This window comes from Paenibacillus yanchengensis (assembly GCF_042684845.1).
Lineage (GTDB): Bacteria > Bacillota > Bacilli > Paenibacillales > Paenibacillaceae > Pristimantibacillus > Pristimantibacillus yanchengensis.
Genome location: NZ_JBHUMH010000007.1, coordinates 84,975 through 104,560 on the forward strand (window position 1 = coordinate 84,975; position 19,586 = coordinate 104,560).

General features: G+C 37.9%; 17 protein-coding genes and 1 other annotated feature. Of the genes, 13 read left to right on the forward strand and 4 right to left on the reverse strand.

The features are described 5' to 3' along the window. Positions 1–4 precede the first annotated feature (4 nt). Both ACFSTH_RS01650 and ACFSTH_RS01655 read left to right on the forward strand, forming a co-directional pair. Complete coding sequence (locus tag ACFSTH_RS01650) at positions 5–895, forward strand: glycine betaine ABC transporter substrate-binding protein (protein WP_377775648.1); 891 nt, start codon at positions 5–7, stop codon at positions 893–895. Positions 896–1,024: 129 nt separating this feature from the next. Next, on the forward strand, positions 1,025–1,666 hold the full coding sequence (locus ACFSTH_RS01655; protein ID WP_377775650.1) for a hypothetical protein: 642 nt from the start codon (positions 1,025–1,027) through the stop codon (positions 1,664–1,666). Between the two features lie 107 nt (positions 1,667–1,773). Here the strand turns inward: ACFSTH_RS01655 and ACFSTH_RS01660 are convergent, their stop codons facing one another. Next, complete coding sequence (locus ACFSTH_RS01660; protein WP_377775652.1) at positions 1,774–3,345, reverse strand: 2-isopropylmalate synthase; 1,572 nt, start codon at positions 3,343–3,345, stop codon at positions 1,774–1,776. A 72-nt stretch (positions 3,346–3,417) separates the two neighbouring features. After that, positions 3,418–3,662: a binding site (T-box leader), on the reverse strand. A 499-nt stretch (positions 3,663–4,161) separates the two neighbouring features. Beyond that, positions 4,162–4,521, reverse strand: a complete 360-nt coding sequence (locus ACFSTH_RS01665; protein ID WP_377775654.1) for a helix-turn-helix domain-containing protein — start codon at positions 4,519–4,521, stop codon at positions 4,162–4,164. Positions 4,522–4,632: 111 nt separating this feature from the next. On the opposite strand from ACFSTH_RS01665, the gene ACFSTH_RS01670 reads away from it, so the two are divergent. The 7 genes from ACFSTH_RS01670 to ACFSTH_RS01700 all read left to right on the forward strand — a co-directional run bounded on the left by ACFSTH_RS01670 (position 4,633) and on the right by ACFSTH_RS01700 (position 11,470). After that, complete coding sequence (locus tag ACFSTH_RS01670; RefSeq protein ID WP_377775656.1) at positions 4,633–5,466, forward strand: phytanoyl-CoA dioxygenase family protein; 834 nt, start codon at positions 4,633–4,635, stop codon at positions 5,464–5,466. A 270-nt stretch (positions 5,467–5,736) separates the two neighbouring features. After that, on the forward strand, positions 5,737–6,324 hold the full coding sequence (locus ACFSTH_RS01675) for a sugar O-acetyltransferase (protein WP_377775761.1): 588 nt from the start codon (positions 5,737–5,739) through the stop codon (positions 6,322–6,324). A gap of 284 nt (positions 6,325–6,608) precedes the next feature. Next, a complete protein-coding gene (locus ACFSTH_RS01680) occupies positions 6,609–7,961 on the forward strand; it encodes an extracellular solute-binding protein (protein WP_377775658.1) in 1,353 nt (450 codons plus the stop codon). A gap of 21 nt (positions 7,962–7,982) precedes the next feature. Beyond that, the gene (locus ACFSTH_RS01685; RefSeq protein ID WP_377775660.1) at positions 7,983–9,353 is read left to right on the forward strand and encodes an ABC transporter substrate-binding protein; all 1,371 of its coding nucleotides are present in this window, start codon (positions 7,983–7,985) and stop codon (positions 9,351–9,353) included. Positions 9,354–9,498: 145 nt separating this feature from the next. Next, positions 9,499–9,807, forward strand: a complete 309-nt coding sequence (locus ACFSTH_RS01690) for a DUF3817 domain-containing protein (RefSeq protein WP_377775661.1) — start codon at positions 9,499–9,501, stop codon at positions 9,805–9,807. A 146-nt stretch (positions 9,808–9,953) separates the two neighbouring features. After that, on the forward strand, positions 9,954–10,484 hold the full coding sequence (locus ACFSTH_RS01695; protein WP_377775763.1) for a class I SAM-dependent methyltransferase: 531 nt from the start codon (positions 9,954–9,956) through the stop codon (positions 10,482–10,484). A gap of 374 nt (positions 10,485–10,858) precedes the next feature. Continuing rightward, positions 10,859–11,470: an ABC transporter substrate-binding protein gene (locus tag ACFSTH_RS01700; protein WP_377775663.1), complete on the forward strand. Its 612-nt coding sequence runs from the start codon at positions 10,859–10,861 to the stop codon at positions 11,468–11,470. Positions 11,471–11,549: 79 nt separating this feature from the next. Here the strand turns inward: ACFSTH_RS01700 and ACFSTH_RS01705 are convergent, their stop codons facing one another. After that, on the reverse strand, positions 11,550–13,523 hold the full coding sequence (locus ACFSTH_RS01705) for an RICIN domain-containing protein (RefSeq protein ID WP_377775665.1): 1,974 nt from the start codon (positions 13,521–13,523) through the stop codon (positions 11,550–11,552). Positions 13,524–13,976: 453 nt separating this feature from the next. On the opposite strand from ACFSTH_RS01705, the gene ACFSTH_RS01710 reads away from it, so the two are divergent. Together ACFSTH_RS01710 and ACFSTH_RS01715 are read left to right on the forward strand one after the other, a co-directional pair. Then, positions 13,977–14,456, forward strand: a complete 480-nt coding sequence (locus ACFSTH_RS01710) for a DUF6530 family protein (RefSeq protein ID WP_377775667.1) — start codon at positions 13,977–13,979, stop codon at positions 14,454–14,456. A gap of 33 nt (positions 14,457–14,489) precedes the next feature. Further along, positions 14,490–14,891, forward strand: coding sequence for a GIY-YIG nuclease family protein (locus ACFSTH_RS01715; protein WP_377775669.1), 402 nt, complete (start codon positions 14,490–14,492; stop codon positions 14,889–14,891). A 489-nt stretch (positions 14,892–15,380) separates the two neighbouring features. Here ACFSTH_RS01715 and ACFSTH_RS01720 read toward each other — a convergent pair whose 3' ends face one another. Next, entirely contained in the window at positions 15,381–16,457 is a 1,077-nt protein-coding gene (locus ACFSTH_RS01720; protein WP_377775671.1) for a Gfo/Idh/MocA family oxidoreductase, read from the reverse strand. 386 nt (positions 16,458–16,843) lie between these two features. Between ACFSTH_RS01720 and ACFSTH_RS01725 the strand changes: the two genes are divergently transcribed. Then, the gene (locus ACFSTH_RS01725) at positions 16,844–18,244 is read left to right on the forward strand and encodes an alpha-L-fucosidase (RefSeq protein WP_377775673.1); all 1,401 of its coding nucleotides are present in this window, start codon (positions 16,844–16,846) and stop codon (positions 18,242–18,244) included. 554 nt (positions 18,245–18,798) lie between these two features. Next, positions 18,799–19,536, forward strand: a complete 738-nt coding sequence (locus ACFSTH_RS01730) for a YggS family pyridoxal phosphate-dependent enzyme (RefSeq protein WP_377775675.1) — start codon at positions 18,799–18,801, stop codon at positions 19,534–19,536. The last annotated feature ends 50 nt before the right edge of the window (positions 19,537–19,586 follow it).

Genomic DNA, 19,586 nt, shown 5'->3' on the forward strand with positions numbered 1-19,586 from the left:
ATCAATGTTTACGAGGTCTGGAAAGTTTGTAATGGTTACTATTTTACTACTAATGACGTTGACACTAGCAGCATGCTCAGCCAAAGGTGATACGATTACGTTGGGCTCAAGAAATAATACAGAGAGTATTATTTTATCGCATATTATGGGGCAACTCATCGAGGATAAAACGGATCTAAAAGTGAAAATGAAAGAAAACTTGGGCGGTTCTAACATATTGTGGTCTGGTTTATTGCAAGGTGAAATTGATTTAATTCCAGATTATACAGGAACGATTGTAGCGAATTATTATCAACAAGAACCTGGAACGGCAGAAGAAACGTTAGAGAAGACGAAACAATTAATAGCGAATGATGGACTAACGGCATTTAATGCTTTTGGCTTTAATAATACGTATACGTTGTCTATTGATGAGAAATTTGCAGAAGAAAATAATATTGTTACTTTTAGTGATTTTGCAGCAATTTCGGATGAATATACATTGGGTTGTGTATTTGAATTTATTGATCGACCAGATGGATTGCCAGGATTTCAAAAAGAGTATGGCATTAAATTTAAAGAAGTAAAAGGGATGGATCATGGGATGATGTATCGTTCTTATGGTGAAAAAGAGATAAATGTTATTAACTCTTACACGACAGATGGGCAGTTGCAAGTGTACGATGTTCGTGTATTAGAAGATGATAAGTCGTTCTTTCCACCCTATCATGCAGTACCTGTCATTCGTCAAGATACATTAGCAAAATATCCGGAGTTATCGGAAGTATTGGCTGTATTAGAAAATAAAATTGATGAAGAAGCGATGCAAATAATGAATGGTAAAGTAGATAATGATGGTCTACGTGCGAAAACGGTAGCGAAAGAGTTTTTAGAGCAAGCAGGGCTACTTAACTAACGATAGTATATAAATGAGAGCTGTCCATACATTCGGCGAAAGCTGGTGATATGGACAGCTTTTTGTTATTGATGTATAATTATGTAAATTATAGTCAGGTTGGGTTAAAAGTTTGTGGAGGGGGATAACATGGATAAAAAAAGAAAGGTAGCTATTATTTCTACCATTGTGCTTTTAGGAGCGTTAACTGTATCGATTTCTATCTACGCCAATGATTTTCTTGTATCTAAAACATCGGAAAAACCAAATGCAGTAACTGCTATAGATCAACAGCATTCAGAAGTATTAGCTCAAGTAGGTGACGTGGCTATTACGAAGCACGATGTTTTAAAATTTAAAGCGTATCAACAGCTTCAAATAGCGTCTCAGGCGAGTAACAGCGATGTAAATGAATCATTAAGTGAGGAGTTTCTTTTAGAATATTTAATTAAAGAGGAATTGTTTTTACAGTTAGCAACGGAGAGAAGTGTCGATGCAACGATAGAGGAAGGGATAAAGCTTGCAGCAGAAAACAAGCAAATATTGCAATCTCAACCGCAACAAATAATGGATATCCACAATAAGCTAATAGAAGCTATGGAAGTTACGGAAGAACAGTACTGGAATGAGATTGCTCCTAGTGAATATAGAAAGATAATATCTATTCAAAATTTAACGCAACTATTGGTTGAAGATGGAACGATTCAATATGATTGGCAAAATAGCGACAGTTTGGGCGGAGCTTTGAACGACTTTAAAAATAGTTTATACGAAAAGTATCAGTCACATTAGCTGTCAAAAATCACCTTATATATAATGAAGGAATATTACACAAAACTTCTCTGTTGTTGTACAACAACAGAGAAGTTTTGTGTTTAGTATAGTTTGAAATGATGTCGTTATGTCGTCTTGGTCACTAACTGTTCCACTATAATACTATTAATAGCGTTTATATAAGCGTAGGCACTTGCTTTTAAAATATCTGTATCAGACGCTTTGGCAATGTACATATTACCGTTGTATTCTACTTGGATCTTCACTTTTCCGAGTGCTTCTTTTCCACGTGACACGCTGCGAATATCATATTGTTTCAATTGAATATCCAGTTTGCAAACTTCGGTCATGGCAGAGTACAATGCATCGATAGGACCTGAGCCGACGGCGCTGCCAGTAAAAATGTCTTCCCCTCGTTGTAGTTTTACGTTAGCAGATGGGAATTCAGAGTTGATAATAACTTGTAGGTCGATAAGTTTAAAAAACTGATCGCTGTAGCTATTAAATTGCTCATTATGTTTACTGCGTTGTTTGTAGAAGTTTTCTACAATGACATACAAGTCATGGTCGTATACTTCTTTTTTTGTATCAGCCAGTGTAAGGAATTCAGCAAAGATAACTTCAAATTCTTCATCCGTAAATTGATTCATTCCTAGTTTGGCAAACATCGTTTTCACGGCGTGTCTACCAGAGCGGGCAGTAAGTACTAGCTCCATATCATCTAGCCCAATATCGGCAGGATTAATAATTTCGTACGTTTCCCGTGCTTTTATTAATCCATCTTGGTGAATACCGGAAGAGTGGGCAAAGGCATTTTCGCCAGTAATAGCTTTGTTGACCTGTACATCAAGTCCCATAAATCCACTTACCATACGGGAAGTATTCATTATTTCGGTAGTAACAATATCTGTATGCGCGCCGTATACTTCTGGTCGTGTTTTGAGCGCCATAACTACTTCCTCCAGTGCAGCATTACCCGCTCGTTCGCCAATACCATTAACGGTACATTCCACTTTGTCAGCACCATTTTTAATAGCCGCCAATGTATTAGCAGTAGCCATGCCGAGGTCATTGTGACAATGAACACTTAGCAATACTTGATCATTCAAGTTTTTCAAGCGGTCGTTAATTTTATAGATCATAGATCCAAATTGTTCTGGTTCAGCGAATCCGACGGTATCCGGTACATTAATCATCGTTGCTCCAGCTTTAACCATCGCTTCAATCGTAGACCACAAATATTCGAAGTCTGCTCGTGAAGCATCTTCTGTGGAGTACTGTACTTCAGGTAGTAGCGTTTTCGCATAGCGAACAGCTTCCACACCAAGGTCGAGTACTTGTTGTTTTGATTTGCCAAACTTTTTCTCAACATGAACGTTAGATGTTCCTAGCACGATATGAATTAAAGGGTTTTGAGCATGTCGCACACTTTCATAAACTGCATCAATATCACCTTTTACTGCGCGAGCTAGTGCTGTAATCATGATGTTACTGTTTTGACCGATTTGTTTGGCAATTTCTTGTACCGCATTAAAATCACCAGCAGAAGAAGAAGGGAAACCAGCTTCGATAATATCGACCTGTAGTTTCTTTAGTTGCTTAGCAACCTCTAATTTTTCATATAGATTAAGTTTAGCCCCTGGAACTTGCTCACCATCTCTTAATGTTGTATCAAACACCCATATTTTTCTTGACATCGTAAACACTCCTTCAAGGTTAGTAGTAAATATAAAACAAAAAAGCCCCGTCTCTACATAGCTATATTGCTACATAGAGACGAGGCGTTGCTCGCGGTACCACTCTAATTGGTTTAGTAAAATAAAAATAAACCCACTCTAATTCGATGGCTATCACCATCTATCCATATAACGGTAGAATACCGACATCCCCTACAAATACTTCGTTCAGGGAGTAGCTCTTGGACGAGTTCAAAGGCAATAACTATCGGTTTGCACCAACCACCGACTCTCTAAAAGTTTAAAAACCTTCTACTATTTCCAATCATTGCTTACTTCATATTTAATTAAGAGCAATACTATATTACTTAAATTGAATTGTCAAGTGTTAATTTTTTGATATGTTATTGTATCGTGATAATGTCACTATGGGACAGGAGAATATTACATTGACTAGAGCCAAATTCCAAACTAGCTTCCTTATGGAAAGGAATGCCGGGTTGTACTTCGCCTACGCACATAGTGTTAATGATTATTTCATGTCGTAACTAGGTAATATGCAAAATCAATGAATGGAACAGTAAGCTTGTACGTTTTATCGTACAAAGTGGCATTCCGATCAGCGAAAATGCGAATGTTTGTACGTTTTATCGTACAAAACCCTTACGCTCAACTTACTTTCGGGGTCACTTTATATGATTTTTCGTATAAACTTGATCTCCTCCAGTACTTATTTGAATGTTTGTACGTTTTTTAGTATAAAATCCTACTATCCCCCCGCTAATCCAATTTTAGTTTCAGGAGGAGAAGTGTTCAATGTAAATAATCCATAACTTTTTACTGTCGTTCCTTCCGCCATACGGTTGGTGTACGTCCTTTTATCCGTCGAAAAACAGTAGCAAAGTGTTGGCTTGTCACAAAACCTAAATCGTGTGCAATTGTAGTTATGGAATCATCAGTTTCGATTAAACGTTTACATGCTTGTTCTATTCGTAGATGTTCTATATAGACTTTAGGCGTTAGTCCAGTTATTTCTTTAAACAGTTTATAAAATTGAGTTATTCCCAAATTAGCCTCGTCTGCTAGTTGTTTGATTAACGGTTGTTGTTCTAAGCGATCAATAATAAACGCAGCATTTGAAAATTCAAAACGTTGCAACGGATGCTCCATATTCACTGGTATAGATTTCTGTTTCATATTATTCCCCTTGTTTCTATTTTTTCAGTGCAAACATGTAGACGTAACCGTTCTCAATTAACTATACATTAAATCTAGAGTAATTTATATCATATGTTGGAGGCGAAAATAATGGAGAAAAATATTGCTAAACTAACGACAGCCGATTTGCAATTTTATGAGGAGAAAGGTTACTGGATTAGTCCAAAACTGTTAGATGATGAGCAAATTGCTCGATTGCGCCATGCACATGAGCGAGTGTGGGCTGGTGATTATGATGGAGATGGCTATGCGATGTATGGTCATATATCAGTGCCTAGCGATCCACATCAAATTCGTAAGCTGGATAATGCATGGTGGATCAATGATGAAGTGCGAGATGTCGTTACCGATCCAATCATTGGGGAGATGGCAGCTTATTTAATGCAAACCAATGAAGTTCGTTTATGGCATGATCAATTGATTTATAAGCCGAGTGCTGGTAGTACGAATACACAAGCAGGTAACGTTGGATGGCATCAAGATTATGGTTATTGGCAAGCGTCTAGTAATCCGAATATGATCACCGTATGGATTGCACTACAAGATACAGATTTGAAGAATGGTGGAATGATGAGCGTAAATGGTTCACATAAATGGGGACTTATTCCTGATAGTGATACGTTTTTCGACCAAGATATGAATAAGTTGAAAGAGAAATATACAGCGGATAGTCGAGAGTGGGTAGAAGAACCATGTATATTGCCAGCAGGTCATGCTAGTTTTCATCATTCGTTAACATTTCATGGATCAGGGCAAAACGTAACGAACGAACCACGTTTATCGGTTGTTGCACACTTAATGCCTTACGATACATTCTATCGTCCTGGTGTACAATTTCATCACAACGTTACATTGCTTGGAGCTCGTCCAGAAGCTGGTCAACGTTTTGCTAACGATAATTTTCCGATATTATATTCCAAATAAATGGATAGCAAGTGTCAGAAGACGTAAGTTTGTGTACGAAATAAGTATACAAACTTACGTCTTCTTTGCATGCGAATTACTATCGGTGATAAAATAAACTAATTAAAGATATATTTTTTCAATAATCTGTTTCACACCTAAGCAAAAAGGATTCCCTTGGGAGATGATGCAGATGTTCATGGATAAAAAAATAGCCGATGAGTATGATAGATACTGAAAAGTTTATTGCGGAGTGAAAGGAAATGGAGCATTATGACAGAAGCGAAACGGTTGACAGAGAAAGAAAAAATGTTGCAAGGGATGATTTATGATGCGAATAATGATCAACAGCTTATGGAGGAAAGATTAGCTGCCAAAACGTTGTGTTATCAATATAATCATTTAGCACCGGCAGAAACGGTTGAGCGAAAAGCTTTAATTCAACAGTTGTTTAAACAGACAGGGGAGAGTTTTTGGATAGAGCCTTCTTTTTACTGCGATTATGGCTATAACATTACGATAGGCGAAAATTTTTATGCTAATCACAATCTTGTTGTTTTAGACGGCGGTGCAGTAACGTTCGGTGACAATGTATTTATAGCGCCAAACTGTGGTTTTTATACGGCTGGTCATCCGCTAGATGTTATGCAACGTAATGCTGGGTTAGAGTATGGTTATCCGATTACTGTTGGTAATAATGTCTGGATCGGTGGTAACGTATGTGTAATGCCTGGTGTTACGATTGGAGATAATACAGTAATTGGTGCAGGGAGTGTTGTCACAAAAGATATTCCTGCTGGTGTAGTAGCAGTTGGGAATCCATGTCGCGTCTTACGAGAAATTACAGAGCAAGATAAAGTACAATATAGTACAACTTAAAGCTTAGTTAATTAGCTGCAGCTAGTCATTGATTTGTTGAATGATTGGTTAGCAGTTTTTTTGTATGCCCATTTCTAAATATAAGTGCAAAACACCTACATAAATGATGCATTAGCCTATTCATATTATGAAATAAAAACATATAGTAAACATGCGTTTTAGTTTTTTGGTATTAGCAATGACCAAGAAATAAAAGAAAGGAGATGTATTTTAGTAAGCGCTTGCAATTTGTTAGGAAAAGTAACTTAGCAGGTAACCATTTTTTATTTTTTGGGAGGGGGCAAATGAAAATTTCAATCCAACATGTTCGAGTTATTCTGTTTGTTACGTTGCTACTAGTAGTGGCGGCATGCTCTAAGCAGACGGATGGGCAACTGGTGAAAGAGCTACCTGCAAAAACAAATAAACAAGAAGAAGTAATAGTAGAGGAGGCTAGTCCATCGTCATTTTCTGAACCAGAGGGTGAGTTGACATGGTTTGGATTGATGCCAGATAGCCAATTCGAAGAACGTTTTGGTCAAGTGTTGAGAGAGCAGTTTCCTAAATTAAAAATTAACTATTTGAGTGAAACAAACGGCTTGAGTATTGAACAGGTGCTTGCTTCCGGAACGGAAGTAGATATGTTTTTTGCAACAGCTGGAGGTTTGCATACTGCATTCGCTCCAAGTAATTTATCTATGGATATGACAGCATTAATAGAAAAGCATCAAGTTCCTATTGACGCGATAGAACCTGCCTATTTGGAACAAGTGACGATTGAAGAAAAAATTCATATGCTCCCTGTAAGTGAAAGTAAATTTGTTATGTATTACAACAAAGATTTGTTTGATCGCTTTGGAGTAAATTATCCTCGTGATGGGATGACATGGGACGAAACATTACAATTAGCTAAACAGCTCACTCGTAACGAAGGTGGAAAGCAGTATATTGGTCTTTGGATGTCACCAAAACATTATATGCGAGTTGCACAAAATTCAGCAAGCTTTGTTGATCCTGTAACGAATAAGGCAACGGTTAATAATGAACAATGGAAGTTTGTTTTTGATCAAATCTTTTATAACTTTTCCCGTGATCCTGGGATGCAAGAACGTGCTCGACAAAGCTGGCTTGGACATGGCGACTTCAATAAAGATTTTGTAATAGCGATGTACGTGTACAGTTCAGGTTGGATGAATACTCACGAAAGTTCGTTGGCAATGAATTGGGATATTGCATCGGTTCCAGTGTTTCCAGAGCATCCTGATCTAAATACACAGCCATATGCGAACTATGTGGGTATTACTGCGACATCCAAACAGAAGGATACTGCTATGCAAATTGTAAAATATATTGTTTCTGAACCATATCAAACGTTGATGTCAAAGCGAGGAATGATTACTCCGTTATTAACGCAGTCGGTTCGAGATGCCGCATTTGCAGATTATCCGTTTGCAGATAAAAATATTCAAGCGCTTTATTTTGGAAAACCAGCAGCGGGTAGAGTTATGACCCAGTTTGACGAAATTGTAATTGAAGATGCTCTAGCTAATGATGTCATTATGGAAATAGTGAAAGGGCAAATGGACGTGAATACAGCATTACGCCGTGCCGAAGAAACAGCCAACAAACTAATTCAAGAGCAACTTTCCCAGCAATAAAAAAATGAGGGGGTTCTATTAATGAGAAAATCTTTTGTTGTCATGCTATTTTTTTCCTTGTTGTTGCTATTAGCAGCATGTAGCGATAGTAGCTCCGATAATAACAATAACGTGTCATCTTCTAATTCTATACAGTCGTCTAACACTAATCAGCAGCAAGAAGTAGATCAAGCGGAGGAAAAACAACAGGAGCAAGTAGTACTTCCCGAACCAGAAGGTGAATTAACATGGTTTGGCTTTGCGGGGGAACAACATTTTGAGGACTTTTTTGCCCAGTATTTACGAGAGAAATTTCCAAAACTAAAAATAAACTATATTGCGCAAACGAATGAGCAACGAATTGAACAAGTGTTAGCTTCTGGAACGGCTGTTGATTTATATTTTTCATCGGCAGGAGAATTGTTTGAGGATTTCATCCCAGCTAATATGGCACAAGATTTGACTCCGTACATTAAGCAATATGGCATTAATCTGGATACTATAGATGATGCTTATTTGGAGCAAGTATCGATAGATGAAAAGTTATATTTGCTGCCCGTAAGTGAAAATAAATTTGTTATGTACTATAATAAAGACATTTTTGATCGGTTTGGCGTAGATTACCCACGAGATGGAATGACTTGGGGCGAAGCACTTGAATTATCCAAAAAAATTACTCGAAATGAAGGTGGCAAACAGTATGTAGGACTATGGTTATCACCGAAACATTATATGCGTGCTGCCCAGAATTCTGCTACTTTTATCGATCGTGATACAAACAAAGCTACTGTAAATAATGACGATTGGAAACTTATTTTCGAGAAAATATTTTCTGATTTTACGCGTGATCCAGGTGTCCAACAAAAAGCTCGTGATCGCTGGTTAGCGCATAATGATTTCAATAAAGACTTTGTAGTTGGAATGTATGTGTATACGTCTGGCTGGTTGAATACTCATGAAGAATCATTGGCGATGAATTGGGATATTGCTGCTATTCCGCAATTGGAGGAGTACCCTGGTTTAACGGCACAGCCGAATGCTACTTATGTTGGCATCTCTGCCAATTCTGCGAAACAAGAAATCGCTATGCAAGTGGTTAGTTATTTATTATCTGAAGAGTATCAAATAGAAGTATCGAAACGTGGTGCGATCACACCACTTTCCACACCGGCGGTTCGTGATGCAGCTTTTGCTGACTTCCCATTTACCGATAAAAACATTCCAGCTCTATTTTATGGGCAGCTTGCCCCTGGACGTGCCATTACAGAATATGATGAAATAGTTATAGAAGAAGCGTTTGCTAAAGATATTATCGTCGAAATTGTACGAGGTAACATGGACGTGAATTCCGCTTTGCGTTATGCAGAAGATAAAGCAAATAAATTAATTGAAGAACGATTGGCTAGCGAATAAATAAGGAATAGAGCACCAAAGATTGTTCCGATAATGTTCATTCTCTACTTGTCTGCCCTCTCTAAAACTGTGCTAAAATTAACACTAGTGAATTTATATTTACAATGATAAAAATCATAGCATCAGAGAGGGTGGAATATAGTAGATGTTGCAGAAACCTATTACTTTATTAAGAATAACCGGATTTTTTGATGGAATGTCCTTATTAATATTACTTGCTATTGCGATGCCTTTGAAGTACGCCGGTGGGGTGGATATTGCGGTAACTATTGCTGGAAGTATACATGGTGTCATTTTTATGGCTTATGTACTGGCTATTGCGTATGCGGCACTTCGGGTAAAATGGAATATAAAATGGTCACTTGCCGGTTTAGTAGTAGCGGTTATTCCGTTCGGTAATTTTGTATATGATCGCAAATTAAAAGTAGCAGAAGCTACTTATGGAATGAAATAGAAATGATATAGCCATGTTAGGCAATACTATGTAACAGTGAAAGGGGCGAATATAATGAGTGAAAAGCAAGCAACAGTGGTGCATCTGGTTGGGATAACCGGTTTAGTAGCGATGAATATGTCTATGGTGAAGATGCGAATGCCTTTATTCAACAAGTAGCTCATTACATTGCGCCACAATCGAAAGTAGCTGCTTATGCAGAAGGGGAAGGACGTAATGCAGTCTACGTTGCGCAGCAAGGACACCATGTCGTCGCTTATGATTATGCGCCATCTGGATTACGAAAAACAGCAGCACTGGCAGACAAAAAAGGTGTTTCTGTGGGGACGGTGCAAGTGGACTTAGTGACGGATGAACTTCCCGAAGCGCAATATGATGCAGCACTGATGGTATTTGGTCATTTCGCTAAACAACATCAATATCATGTACTGAATAAAATAGTTGCTTCTATTAAACCTGGCGGGTTTCTACTGTTAGAAGTATATGAAGAAGCACAAATCAATTTTGAGACAGGCGGACCCCGAAATATAGATTGGCTGTATAATGCAGAGCAGGTAATGCAATGGAGCAAACAGCATACTACATTGAAACATTTTTTTGTAGGCGAGGTCGACCGGACAGAAGGAATGCTGCACACTGGAAAATGTTCCGTTATTCAAATTGTGTTGGAGAAGTAATTGTACGCATTACGGGAACGATTAACTGTGTGCGTTGACTAAAGGTAGTGTTTCATGAAAATGAACATTGCTTTTTTTATGGCGACTTTTTATGTCTTATAACCTTCGTGAAGTGATTAAAGAAATCTTTCTCAAAGTTACCATATTGCACTTGACAGTAGTAAAAAAAGGCAATATAATCTCTGTAAATGAAAGCGCTATACTTGCTAAGGGCTTTTATTATTCCAATGTTATGAAACGGGTTTCATGAAAAGGGTTACAAGCTAAATTCTTTTATAGTTATTATGGGAGGTGTTCTAACGGCTGTTTGCTTTTCGTTTGTATTGTAAGTAAGAATAGGATTGATATTTCATTCATTACGGAGGGGTATAATTATGAATCGTATGAAAGTAATGTTTTTGCTTCTATTCTGTTTAACTATTGTTGTCGCAGGATGTTCTGGCAATGGTAATGGCGGTAACAGCAATCCAACTAATACGAATAACGGAGAACAGCAAGAAGAACCACCTAAGACGAATAATACTCCAAATAATGTGGAGAAAACTTCTGTAAGCTTTACTTATTGGGGCAGTGATTTTGATAAAGAAAGAATGGAAAAAATTTATGCAGAATTTTCGCAAGTACATCCAGAGATTGAAGTGAAACTAATACAAATACCTAACGACGGCTACGATCAAAAAATGCTTGTGTCTATGGCATCAGCTCAGCCGTACGACATCATTCAATTGGAAGAATCATTTTATAGTTATGCAGCCAAAGGAACGTTGGAAGATTTAACTCCTTTTATGGAACGTGATAATATCGCCAAAGAAGATTATTATGAAGCAGCTATCGAAGCTTACTCTTACGATGACAAAGTGATGGGGATGCCGATGCGTATTGGCTCTATGATTATGTTATATAACAAAAATTTATTTGATAAAAATAATGTAGCCTATCCCGATGATAGTTGGACATGGGATGATTTTTTGGAAGGAGCTATTTAGTAAAACGTTCGGTAGTTGAAACATACCAACTACCGAACGTTTTTTAATCTATTGCGAGCAGTTTGAAATTATTGAATGGTTAAGGGGTAGGTATAGCATCAGCGACAAGCTCCCAGTGCTGATTGTAACCGCCATTGTCATACCACTGAATTGCTTGTCCTCCATCATGAAGTGATGATTCAAATATATCTAGCAGTTTCCCACTATTTCTTGAAATTAATTTGTAGTATCCATCGGTAGCGACAATGAGCCATTGTTGATTGGACCCATGATTGATCGGCCATTGTATGCCCCAAGCTCCGTCATTGTTCGAATTCCCACTAATTTCTAACAACAGACCGCTTGCTGCATTGACAATTTGATGATAACCACGACCAGAATTTTTTAAGTACCAACGCTGATGAGGTTCACCCGCATCACTGTACTGTTGCACAGATGCTCCTGCCGTAGTTTTATCGGAATGACCGATAGATAGTACTTTGCCACTATTTCGATTAACTATTTTATATTGTGTTTGATCATCAAATGTAGGTGGCGCTTTTGTATAATCAACAAAGTCAACAATAAGTGTCGTAACGGAATTACCAGTTGTATTAATTGTTAATGTATCATTTGTTATAGCAATGTTTTGTATTTTTTCCAAATTTTCAGTAGACGAAGTACGGTATATTTCTGCACTATTTTGCGTAGTAAAGTCAGATAAGTCGTAGTTGTAAGTGTGATTGGAGGAGCCGTGATTCGTTTGGACAATAATTAGTTTATTATTCGTTTCATCAATAAAAGATACAGCATCAGGATGATTGATTTGTATTTGTCGTGCACCTGGACGAATAAACTTAGAAAATTGCCCATAAGCGTAATATTTTTTTGTTACTACATATTCTTCAGCATCTAAACCTTCTACCCCTTGCCCTTCAAAATTGGCACTAATTAATCCCCAGTTATAATCTCTACGAATGTTATCTGCCCAGTCTTCTACCGCTTGCCATAGTACCCAAGCTGTAGGCTGTGCTTCTTTTAATTGCGAATTAATCATATGAGCCATATTTAGCGAAGGAGTCATGCCAGTTGGTTCAAAGCCATTTGGAGAGGAGCCAAATGGGTCAGAGCCGCCGCTGCCATCCACTTCTGCTACCCAATAATCTTTGCCAGCAGAATCACTTTTTGCGCCTAACATTCTCATATCTTCAAAACTACCATAATAGCCGTGGGCGTTAATCTGTGCTACTTTGGATTGGGTCAGTTCATCATATTGATTCCAATGACTTAACGTGGATTCAAATTTCGAATTGTTCATTGCTGCTACTTGTGTCGTTAATCCTTTTTGTTTGAGCGATGTGTCAATGCGATTGATGAGGTCTATTTGTGAGGGTACAGTAAAGTAAGCCCCTTCTTGATTGTTAAAAGCATGCCACCATGTATTAATTGGTTCATTAAAAGGTGCTAGTGTTTTAAAGGTAATACCCCAATTGTCTTGGAAGTATTTGACAACAGTCGTTAAATATTCAGCAAAGTCATCAAAGTATTCTGGTTTGAGATTTTCGGAACCTCCATTGAAATTACCAGTGGAAGTGTTAGAGTAGGTCATCCAGTAAGGAGGCGAATTAGAAAAAGCTTCCACGACGAGATCATTGCCGAGTCTTTGTTTCGCTTGATCCAATACCCATCGTTGATTAGCATCTGCGGTCCAATCCCAAACGCCTTCTTGCGGTTGGTAACCGGGAAGGTCTGAACCAATACGGTGCCAGTCTTGATTAGGGCGGTCACCACCAGATATGTTATAGCGCAATACATTAATACCGATACCATCGACAGGGTCAAATAACAAATCAACAAGTTCGGTTCGTGTAGGTTCCGACCAGCCACCAATGACATTGGCAAACCAAATGAGAGATGTTCCAAAACCTTCGAATGGTTGATATTGTATAGACGGATCGACTTTAACAGAAGTAGCAGCATAAGCAGGCTGTGTAGCAACAGGGAGTGAAGTAATAGATAGTAGTACAAGTACTAGAACAGAAGTGCTTAATCTTCTAATAGCAAATTTACGCATTAGATTCATCTCCTTTAAATATAAGGCATTGACAAAAAAATGTAATGGGTTTCATAGTAAAAATAGAAAAAAATGTAGTAATAGTAGGTTAACTCAATATGAAATCGATTTCATTATAATTTAATTGTAAAACTTGTCCGATTAAATGTCAATACTTTAATTATTTAGGGGAACTATATATGTTTATGTAGAATGTTAACTATTTCCTTCGTTTACATTTGAAATGACTTTTCGTATACACAAGTAGGGGAGATAAATTGGGCAAAGGCAAACTCTAAAATAATAGAAGCGGAGTTATGTCCTCACTGCGTGTAGTAATTGGATTGATTTATTTTGGTATCTATAATATAATCGCTTCATCAGTAATTTACTAAGTTAGTAATTTATTAAATTACTGATGAAGTGACTAATCAATGTCGGTGTACGTAAAATAATTTAAAGGTGAGATGAAAAGTGAAAATACCAACAACATTAAAACATAAACCAGTAATAGTTTCTGAAAATTACGATCAGGTCGATGGAAGATTAGCGGGCAAATCGGATGCTAAAGGATTGTCATTGGGTTTGGCTCAATGGAATGATAGAGGGAATGTTGATATTTCTGCAAAAGTATGGCGCTATACCGGGGAGAAATGGTCCAGACAATCGGAGGAATTGCCACTGCATCGGGTACTTGATTTGTCCATTTTATTGTGTAGATCATTAGCTCATTTTCGCGATGCATATCAGCATGAACATTTATACGATGAAACCAACCCGATTCTTGATCGAGTGGGACTACAAGGTGATGCAATGACGGTAGCTGTTTGTACGGATAATGATCATATTAATGAGGACATTAAACTGTTTCATCAAGCATTAAGCGAAGATGACGAACTGATTGGCGAGCGATTGCGCACACTATCTGGCATTTTGAAAGAGATGGGATATTAACAGAGTAGTATAGAACAATGTGGTTAATTCAGTATGGGAGTAGAGATAACAGAAGTGGAAAAGAGGGATTCGGCATTGGAGAAATCGAAGCGGAAACAATTAGTTGAGCAATTCAATGAAATAAAAGTGTATATGGGCGTTGTACAAATTAAAAATAATAGGAACAACAAAATATTTATAAACAGTTATCCTAATTTGAAAAACAAATGGTTTATGTTACAAATGCAATTAAACTCAGGGCTGTTTGTAGATAGGCAGCTACAACTAGATTGGATCGAACATGGCGCGGAAGCATTTAGCTTTGAAATATTGGAGCAAAAAGATACGGAAAAAGTAGCAGACATACGCTGGGAAACGAAACAAATGTTGAAGCGTTGGTTGGAACAATTGCAACCGTATGATGAGCGAGGATATAATAAACCACTAAAAAATTAATCTAAATTCTAGCGAAGATTAATCACCTTATTTACCCAATAAACGCCTTTTTTAAAATCTAAGGAATATTTTTAACGTTAATCCTGCATTATACGACTATTTGGAGCTCCTTTTCCATACTTAAGATTTAAAATCTTCGTTAGAAATTATTTTACCCGGATAATCATCATTTAGCGATAGCAATCTTCGTTAGAATGGAGGTCAGTGGAAGTAAAGCAAGCAAGTGGTGTTGTTAAAGTATATAATTTTAATTCTATCCGGGACATACCCTTTTTGAACATTATTTTTTTCTCGCTCCAAAAGTCGCAGGAGGAAGGCAAATAGTATCGTGTTTTGTTATAAATCGGCATTATCCACGTCAGTTAGACGATATTTTCGCCCCAGTCGGCATAAATTGTTTTTTTCATTACAATCTTCCTCCGAAAAAGTAAAAAGACGAGCATATCCCCCAGTTGGGAGATGAAGCTCGTCCATATAGTTATAGCGCAATTATGCAGAGTAAATATCAAAGTTGTGCAATGTTTCGCCTTTTTCTGCCGATTCGAATATTGCTTCAATTAAATTCAAGACGCGTAATACTTCATCGTTTTTAACGATAGGTTCTGCTTCGCCATGAATAACTGCTGCAAAGTTATCAAAGAAACTACTCGCATTTTGCAGTGGCTCAGGCAGCTCTTTGGTGATCGTAGCTTTTTCCGAAGGAGGAGCCATCGTTTTAGTTAATCCTGCACCAGCGCGGATTGGAGTTGGCTCGATTTTTTCTACATCATTGTTGCGGCAAACGGATTTGCCTTTCAACGACCAGTCTTCGATAATAGCTGTACCTTCAGTACCTTTGACATACCAACGTGGCAATGTAATGAAGTTCGTTGTTCCTACTTCGATTAAAGCCGAAACACCATTTTCAAATTCAAGCGTTGCTTCAAATCCGTCATCTACTTCATTACCCATAATAAAGCTCAAACGTCCAGTAAGGCTCGTAATTTTACTATCTACCATGTATAGAACTTGATCGAGTAGGTGAACTCCCCAGTCAAGTAACATGCCGCCACCAAATTCTTTCATATGACGCCAGTCACCAGGGATACCATTTGCTCCATGAACACGCGATTCTAGTCGGAATAGATCACCGATGGTGCGCTCATTGTACATCCGCTTAATAATTAAGAAATCTTCATCCCAACGACGATTTTGGTGAACCATTAGTGTTTTTCCAGCAGCTTTTGCTTCTGACACCATGACTTCAAAATCTGCTACGGATAATGTTACTGGTTTTTCACAAATAACATGTTTGCCAGCACGGAAGGCGTTAACTGCTATTTCTTTGTGTATATCATTAGGTGTTGCGATAATTATAGTGCCAACAGCTGGATCGTTTAATACTTGTTCAAAACTTTCATAAGCTTTGTAGCCGTCAGCGACAGAAGCATTTCTGCGTTCTTCTAAGATGTCATACGTTCCTATAATCTCCAGTGATTGATTGTCTTTGACAAGTTTAGCGTGATAGCTTCCCATACCACCGTAACCTACAATGACAATACCATGTTTTTTTGATTCTACAGTCATTGGTTATACTCTCCTTCAACTTATCTATTTGTAATTGTCTATCCATATAGAATGGATAGTATTAAACATATCGCTACCACTGTATTATAACATCAACATCTAAAATAGGCTGTATGTTATGCGACATTTTTGATGTAAAATGAAGTAACAACATCGCTATGATAATATGATATTTTGAAATAATAAGCAAATACATCTATCACTGCAAAATTAAAAATTATGGAGAAAATATTCCATTATAAAAATTGTGAAAGAAAGATGTCTTCTTTTTTAAAAAATAGGAATAAATTTTCCGAAAAACAGAAAGCGTTTACTTCTATTATGTTATAATATGCCTGAAACCCGATAAATACAAAAAACACATGGGGTACAGGAGGTTTTTTAGGATGAGTGAGATAGACAAACAAGCAGAAACTGTAGCTGAGACAGAAATAGTGGAACAAGGTGTGCACAACTTTAGTGGTGCACATGATTGGGTTAAACCGAAAGATCCGCTGTTATTGGAGCGGTTGGAATGGTTTCAAGATCAAAAACTAGCATTGATGATGCACTGGGGACCATATTCACAAATAGGAATAGTAGAGTCTTGGGCATTAAGTGATGATGACAGTGATTGGTCAAGGCATGATGTTCATTGGACAGAAGATATGGAGCAATTCAAGAGAGAGTACTTTGATCTGAACAAGACATTCAATCCGATTCGTTTTGAACCGGAAGTATGGGCTGATCTAGCAGCAGAAAATGGCTTTAAATATTTTATTTTTACAACAAAACATCACGATGGATTTTGTATGTGGGATACGGCAACGACAGATTACAAAATAACGCATAAAGATACACCATTCCATCAACATAAATATGCTGACGTAACGAAACATTTATTTGATGCATTTCGTGATAAAGGACTTGCTATCGCTGCCTATTTCTCCAAAGCAGATTGGCATACGCCATATTATTGGGCAAAAGGTATGGAAAGAGGCAATCATATGTGGCGTGGGCCATCTTATGATCCGAAAGAATATCCATGGTTGTGGGAGCAGTTTATAGATTTTACACATGATCAAATGATGGAATTGTTAACGAAGTACGGTCGGATTGATATGCTATGGTTAGATGCGGGTTGGGTAAGAGATGGGGGTAAAGTTCCACAAGATATACGTTTAGGCGAATTAGTGGAGCGTGCTCGTAAAGAGCAACCTTGGTTACTATCTGTCGATCGCACAGTAGGTGGTCCGTACGAAAACTATGTTACACCAGAGCAGACAATTCCAGATGAAGCGATGGATATTCCTTGGGAAAGCTGTATTACAATTGGTCGTTCATTTGCGTTCCATTATGATGAAGATTTTAAATCGCTACGTGAACTTGTTACTATATTAGTAGAAGTTGTAGCGAAGGGTGGAAATTTGGCACTTAATATTGCTCCACAGCCAGATGGTCGTTTGCCACGCAAAGCGGTAGAGCGGATAAAAGAGTTTGGCAGTTGGTTGAATACGTATGGAGAAGCTATCTATGGTACAAGAATTTGTGCGCCGTACTTTACGAATCAATATGCATTCACCAAAAAAGGAAGTACCGTATACAGCTTCTACTTATATGAAGAAGAGCAACAAGTAGCGAGCGAATTACATCTACCTTATACTGGTGATGTAACGACGGTCGAACTTGTTGGTCAAGCGGGAGAACTACAATGGGAACGTACAGCAGAAGGAATAAAAGTGACGATACCCGAACAAGAACTCTCAGAAACGCCTATTGCTCACGTATTCCGTATGCAGACGATATAAAAGATCATTTTATCCATGCTAGTTGCTAAATAAATAGAAACGGACTGACCGATCAGTCCCTAACATTAAAGTTGGATGAAAAAAGGTAGTGTTTGGTGCTGCACCTTTTTCCATCCAACTTTTTTTATGCATATTCACAAATTTATAAGCTATTTCATACAAACCTTCCATTCTAATCGTCTGCCGATGAGCTTTTATACGTTTTATCGTACAAACCTTTCTTTCCAAACGTCAATCCAAGCCCTTTCATACGAAATATCTTACAAAGCTTGCAATCCAATCGTCTACGGATGTCCATTTATACGATATTTCATATAAACTATCTCCTGTTGCGTCGTGTCACCTGCACAATCTATTGTAGGGTAGTTTAACAAGCATCGCAAAACTATCGTGCAGCTCCGTAATGGATTGCTCTTAACACTTGCCTTTGGACATATAAAGGTTTTTCTTTTGTTGCTATACTGGAAGCGACGAAGTGCAGAACTGATGGAGATGATAATAACGAGTGGGCGATGGACAATCGTAACTATAGCAGAGTGAGAGGAGAAATGAGCTTGAACAATTTAGTGGAAGAAAATTTGAACACAGTTAGAAAGCAAATAGAGTTGGCGTGTCTGGCAGCGAATCGGAAACCGGAAGAAGTTGAGCTGCTGTTGGCAACTAAAACAGTGCCACTAGAAAAACTACAAACAGCGATGCAAGCTGGAGCTATTTTGTTCGGTGAAAATAAAGCACAAGAATTGCGGGGCAAGTTTCCATTAATGGAGCAGTATAATAAAGTGGAATGGCAGTTTATCGGACACTTGCAGACGAACAAAGTGAAAGATGTCATTAAATATGTCACACTTATTCACTCCGTTGATCGTTTGAAGCTTGGACAAGTACTACACAACCAATTGGTGAAAGAAAATAGAACGATGAACATCCTTGTACAAGTGAATACTTCCTATGAAGAGAGTAAGTTTGGCGTTGCGCCCGAGCAAGCGATTGAGCTAGTTGAACAACTAGCGCAGTATGAAACACTTCGTATTAAAGGGTTAATGACGATTGGGAAATTAGGTGCTACAAATGAAGAAACGCGCCATTGTTTTCGATTACTGAAGTCGTTACAATCGGAAATAAAGGAACGCAATATTGCAAATGTAGAGATGAAGGAATTGTCTATGGGGATGTCTGGAGATTTTGTAGCAGCGATCCAAGAAGGAGCGACCATTGTTCGAGTAGGAACGAGTGTATTTGGCGAAAGATATTTGCCTGACAGTTACTATTGGGATGAAAGTAAGGGCGATTAAGTTCTCCACTATGTCGGAATCATAAATAGTTTAGCCAAAAAAAGATAAGC

Bases quoted from the DNA above. Each gene is read 5' to 3' on its own strand.
- ACFSTH_RS01700 (WP_377775663.1), top strand. From the start codon at position 10,859: ATGAATCGTATGAAAGTAATGTTTTTGCTTCTATTCTGTTTAACTATT.
- ACFSTH_RS01670 (WP_377775656.1), top strand. From the start codon at position 4,633: ATGGAGAAAAATATTGCTAAACTAACGACAGCCGATTTGCAATTTTAT.
- ACFSTH_RS01680 (WP_377775658.1), top strand. From the start codon at position 6,609: ATGAAAATTTCAATCCAACATGTTCGAGTTATTCTGTTTGTTACGTTG.
- ACFSTH_RS01655 (WP_377775650.1), top strand. From the start codon at position 1,025: ATGGATAAAAAAAGAAAGGTAGCTATTATTTCTACCATTGTGCTTTTA.
- ACFSTH_RS01685 (WP_377775660.1), top strand. From the start codon at position 7,983: ATGAGAAAATCTTTTGTTGTCATGCTATTTTTTTCCTTGTTGTTGCTA.
- ACFSTH_RS01650 (WP_377775648.1), top strand. From the start codon at position 5: ATGTTTACGAGGTCTGGAAAGTTTGTAATGGTTACTATTTTACTACTA.
- ACFSTH_RS01715 (WP_377775669.1), top strand. From the start codon at position 14,490: ATGGGAGTAGAGATAACAGAAGTGGAAAAGAGGGATTCGGCATTGGAG.
- ACFSTH_RS01690 (WP_377775661.1), top strand. From the start codon at position 9,499: ATGTTGCAGAAACCTATTACTTTATTAAGAATAACCGGATTTTTTGAT.
- ACFSTH_RS01665 (WP_377775654.1), bottom strand. From the start codon at position 4,521: ATGAAACAGAAATCTATACCAGTGAATATGGAGCATCCGTTGCAACGT.
- ACFSTH_RS01725 (WP_377775673.1), top strand. From the start codon at position 16,844: ATGAGTGAGATAGACAAACAAGCAGAAACTGTAGCTGAGACAGAAATA.
- ACFSTH_RS01660 (WP_377775652.1), bottom strand. From the start codon at position 3,345: ATGTCAAGAAAAATATGGGTGTTTGATACAACATTAAGAGATGGTGAG.
- ACFSTH_RS01720 (WP_377775671.1), bottom strand. From the start codon at position 16,457: ATGACTGTAGAATCAAAAAAACATGGTATTGTCATTGTAGGTTACGGT.
- ACFSTH_RS01705 (WP_377775665.1), bottom strand. From the start codon at position 13,523: ATGCGTAAATTTGCTATTAGAAGATTAAGCACTTCTGTTCTAGTACTT.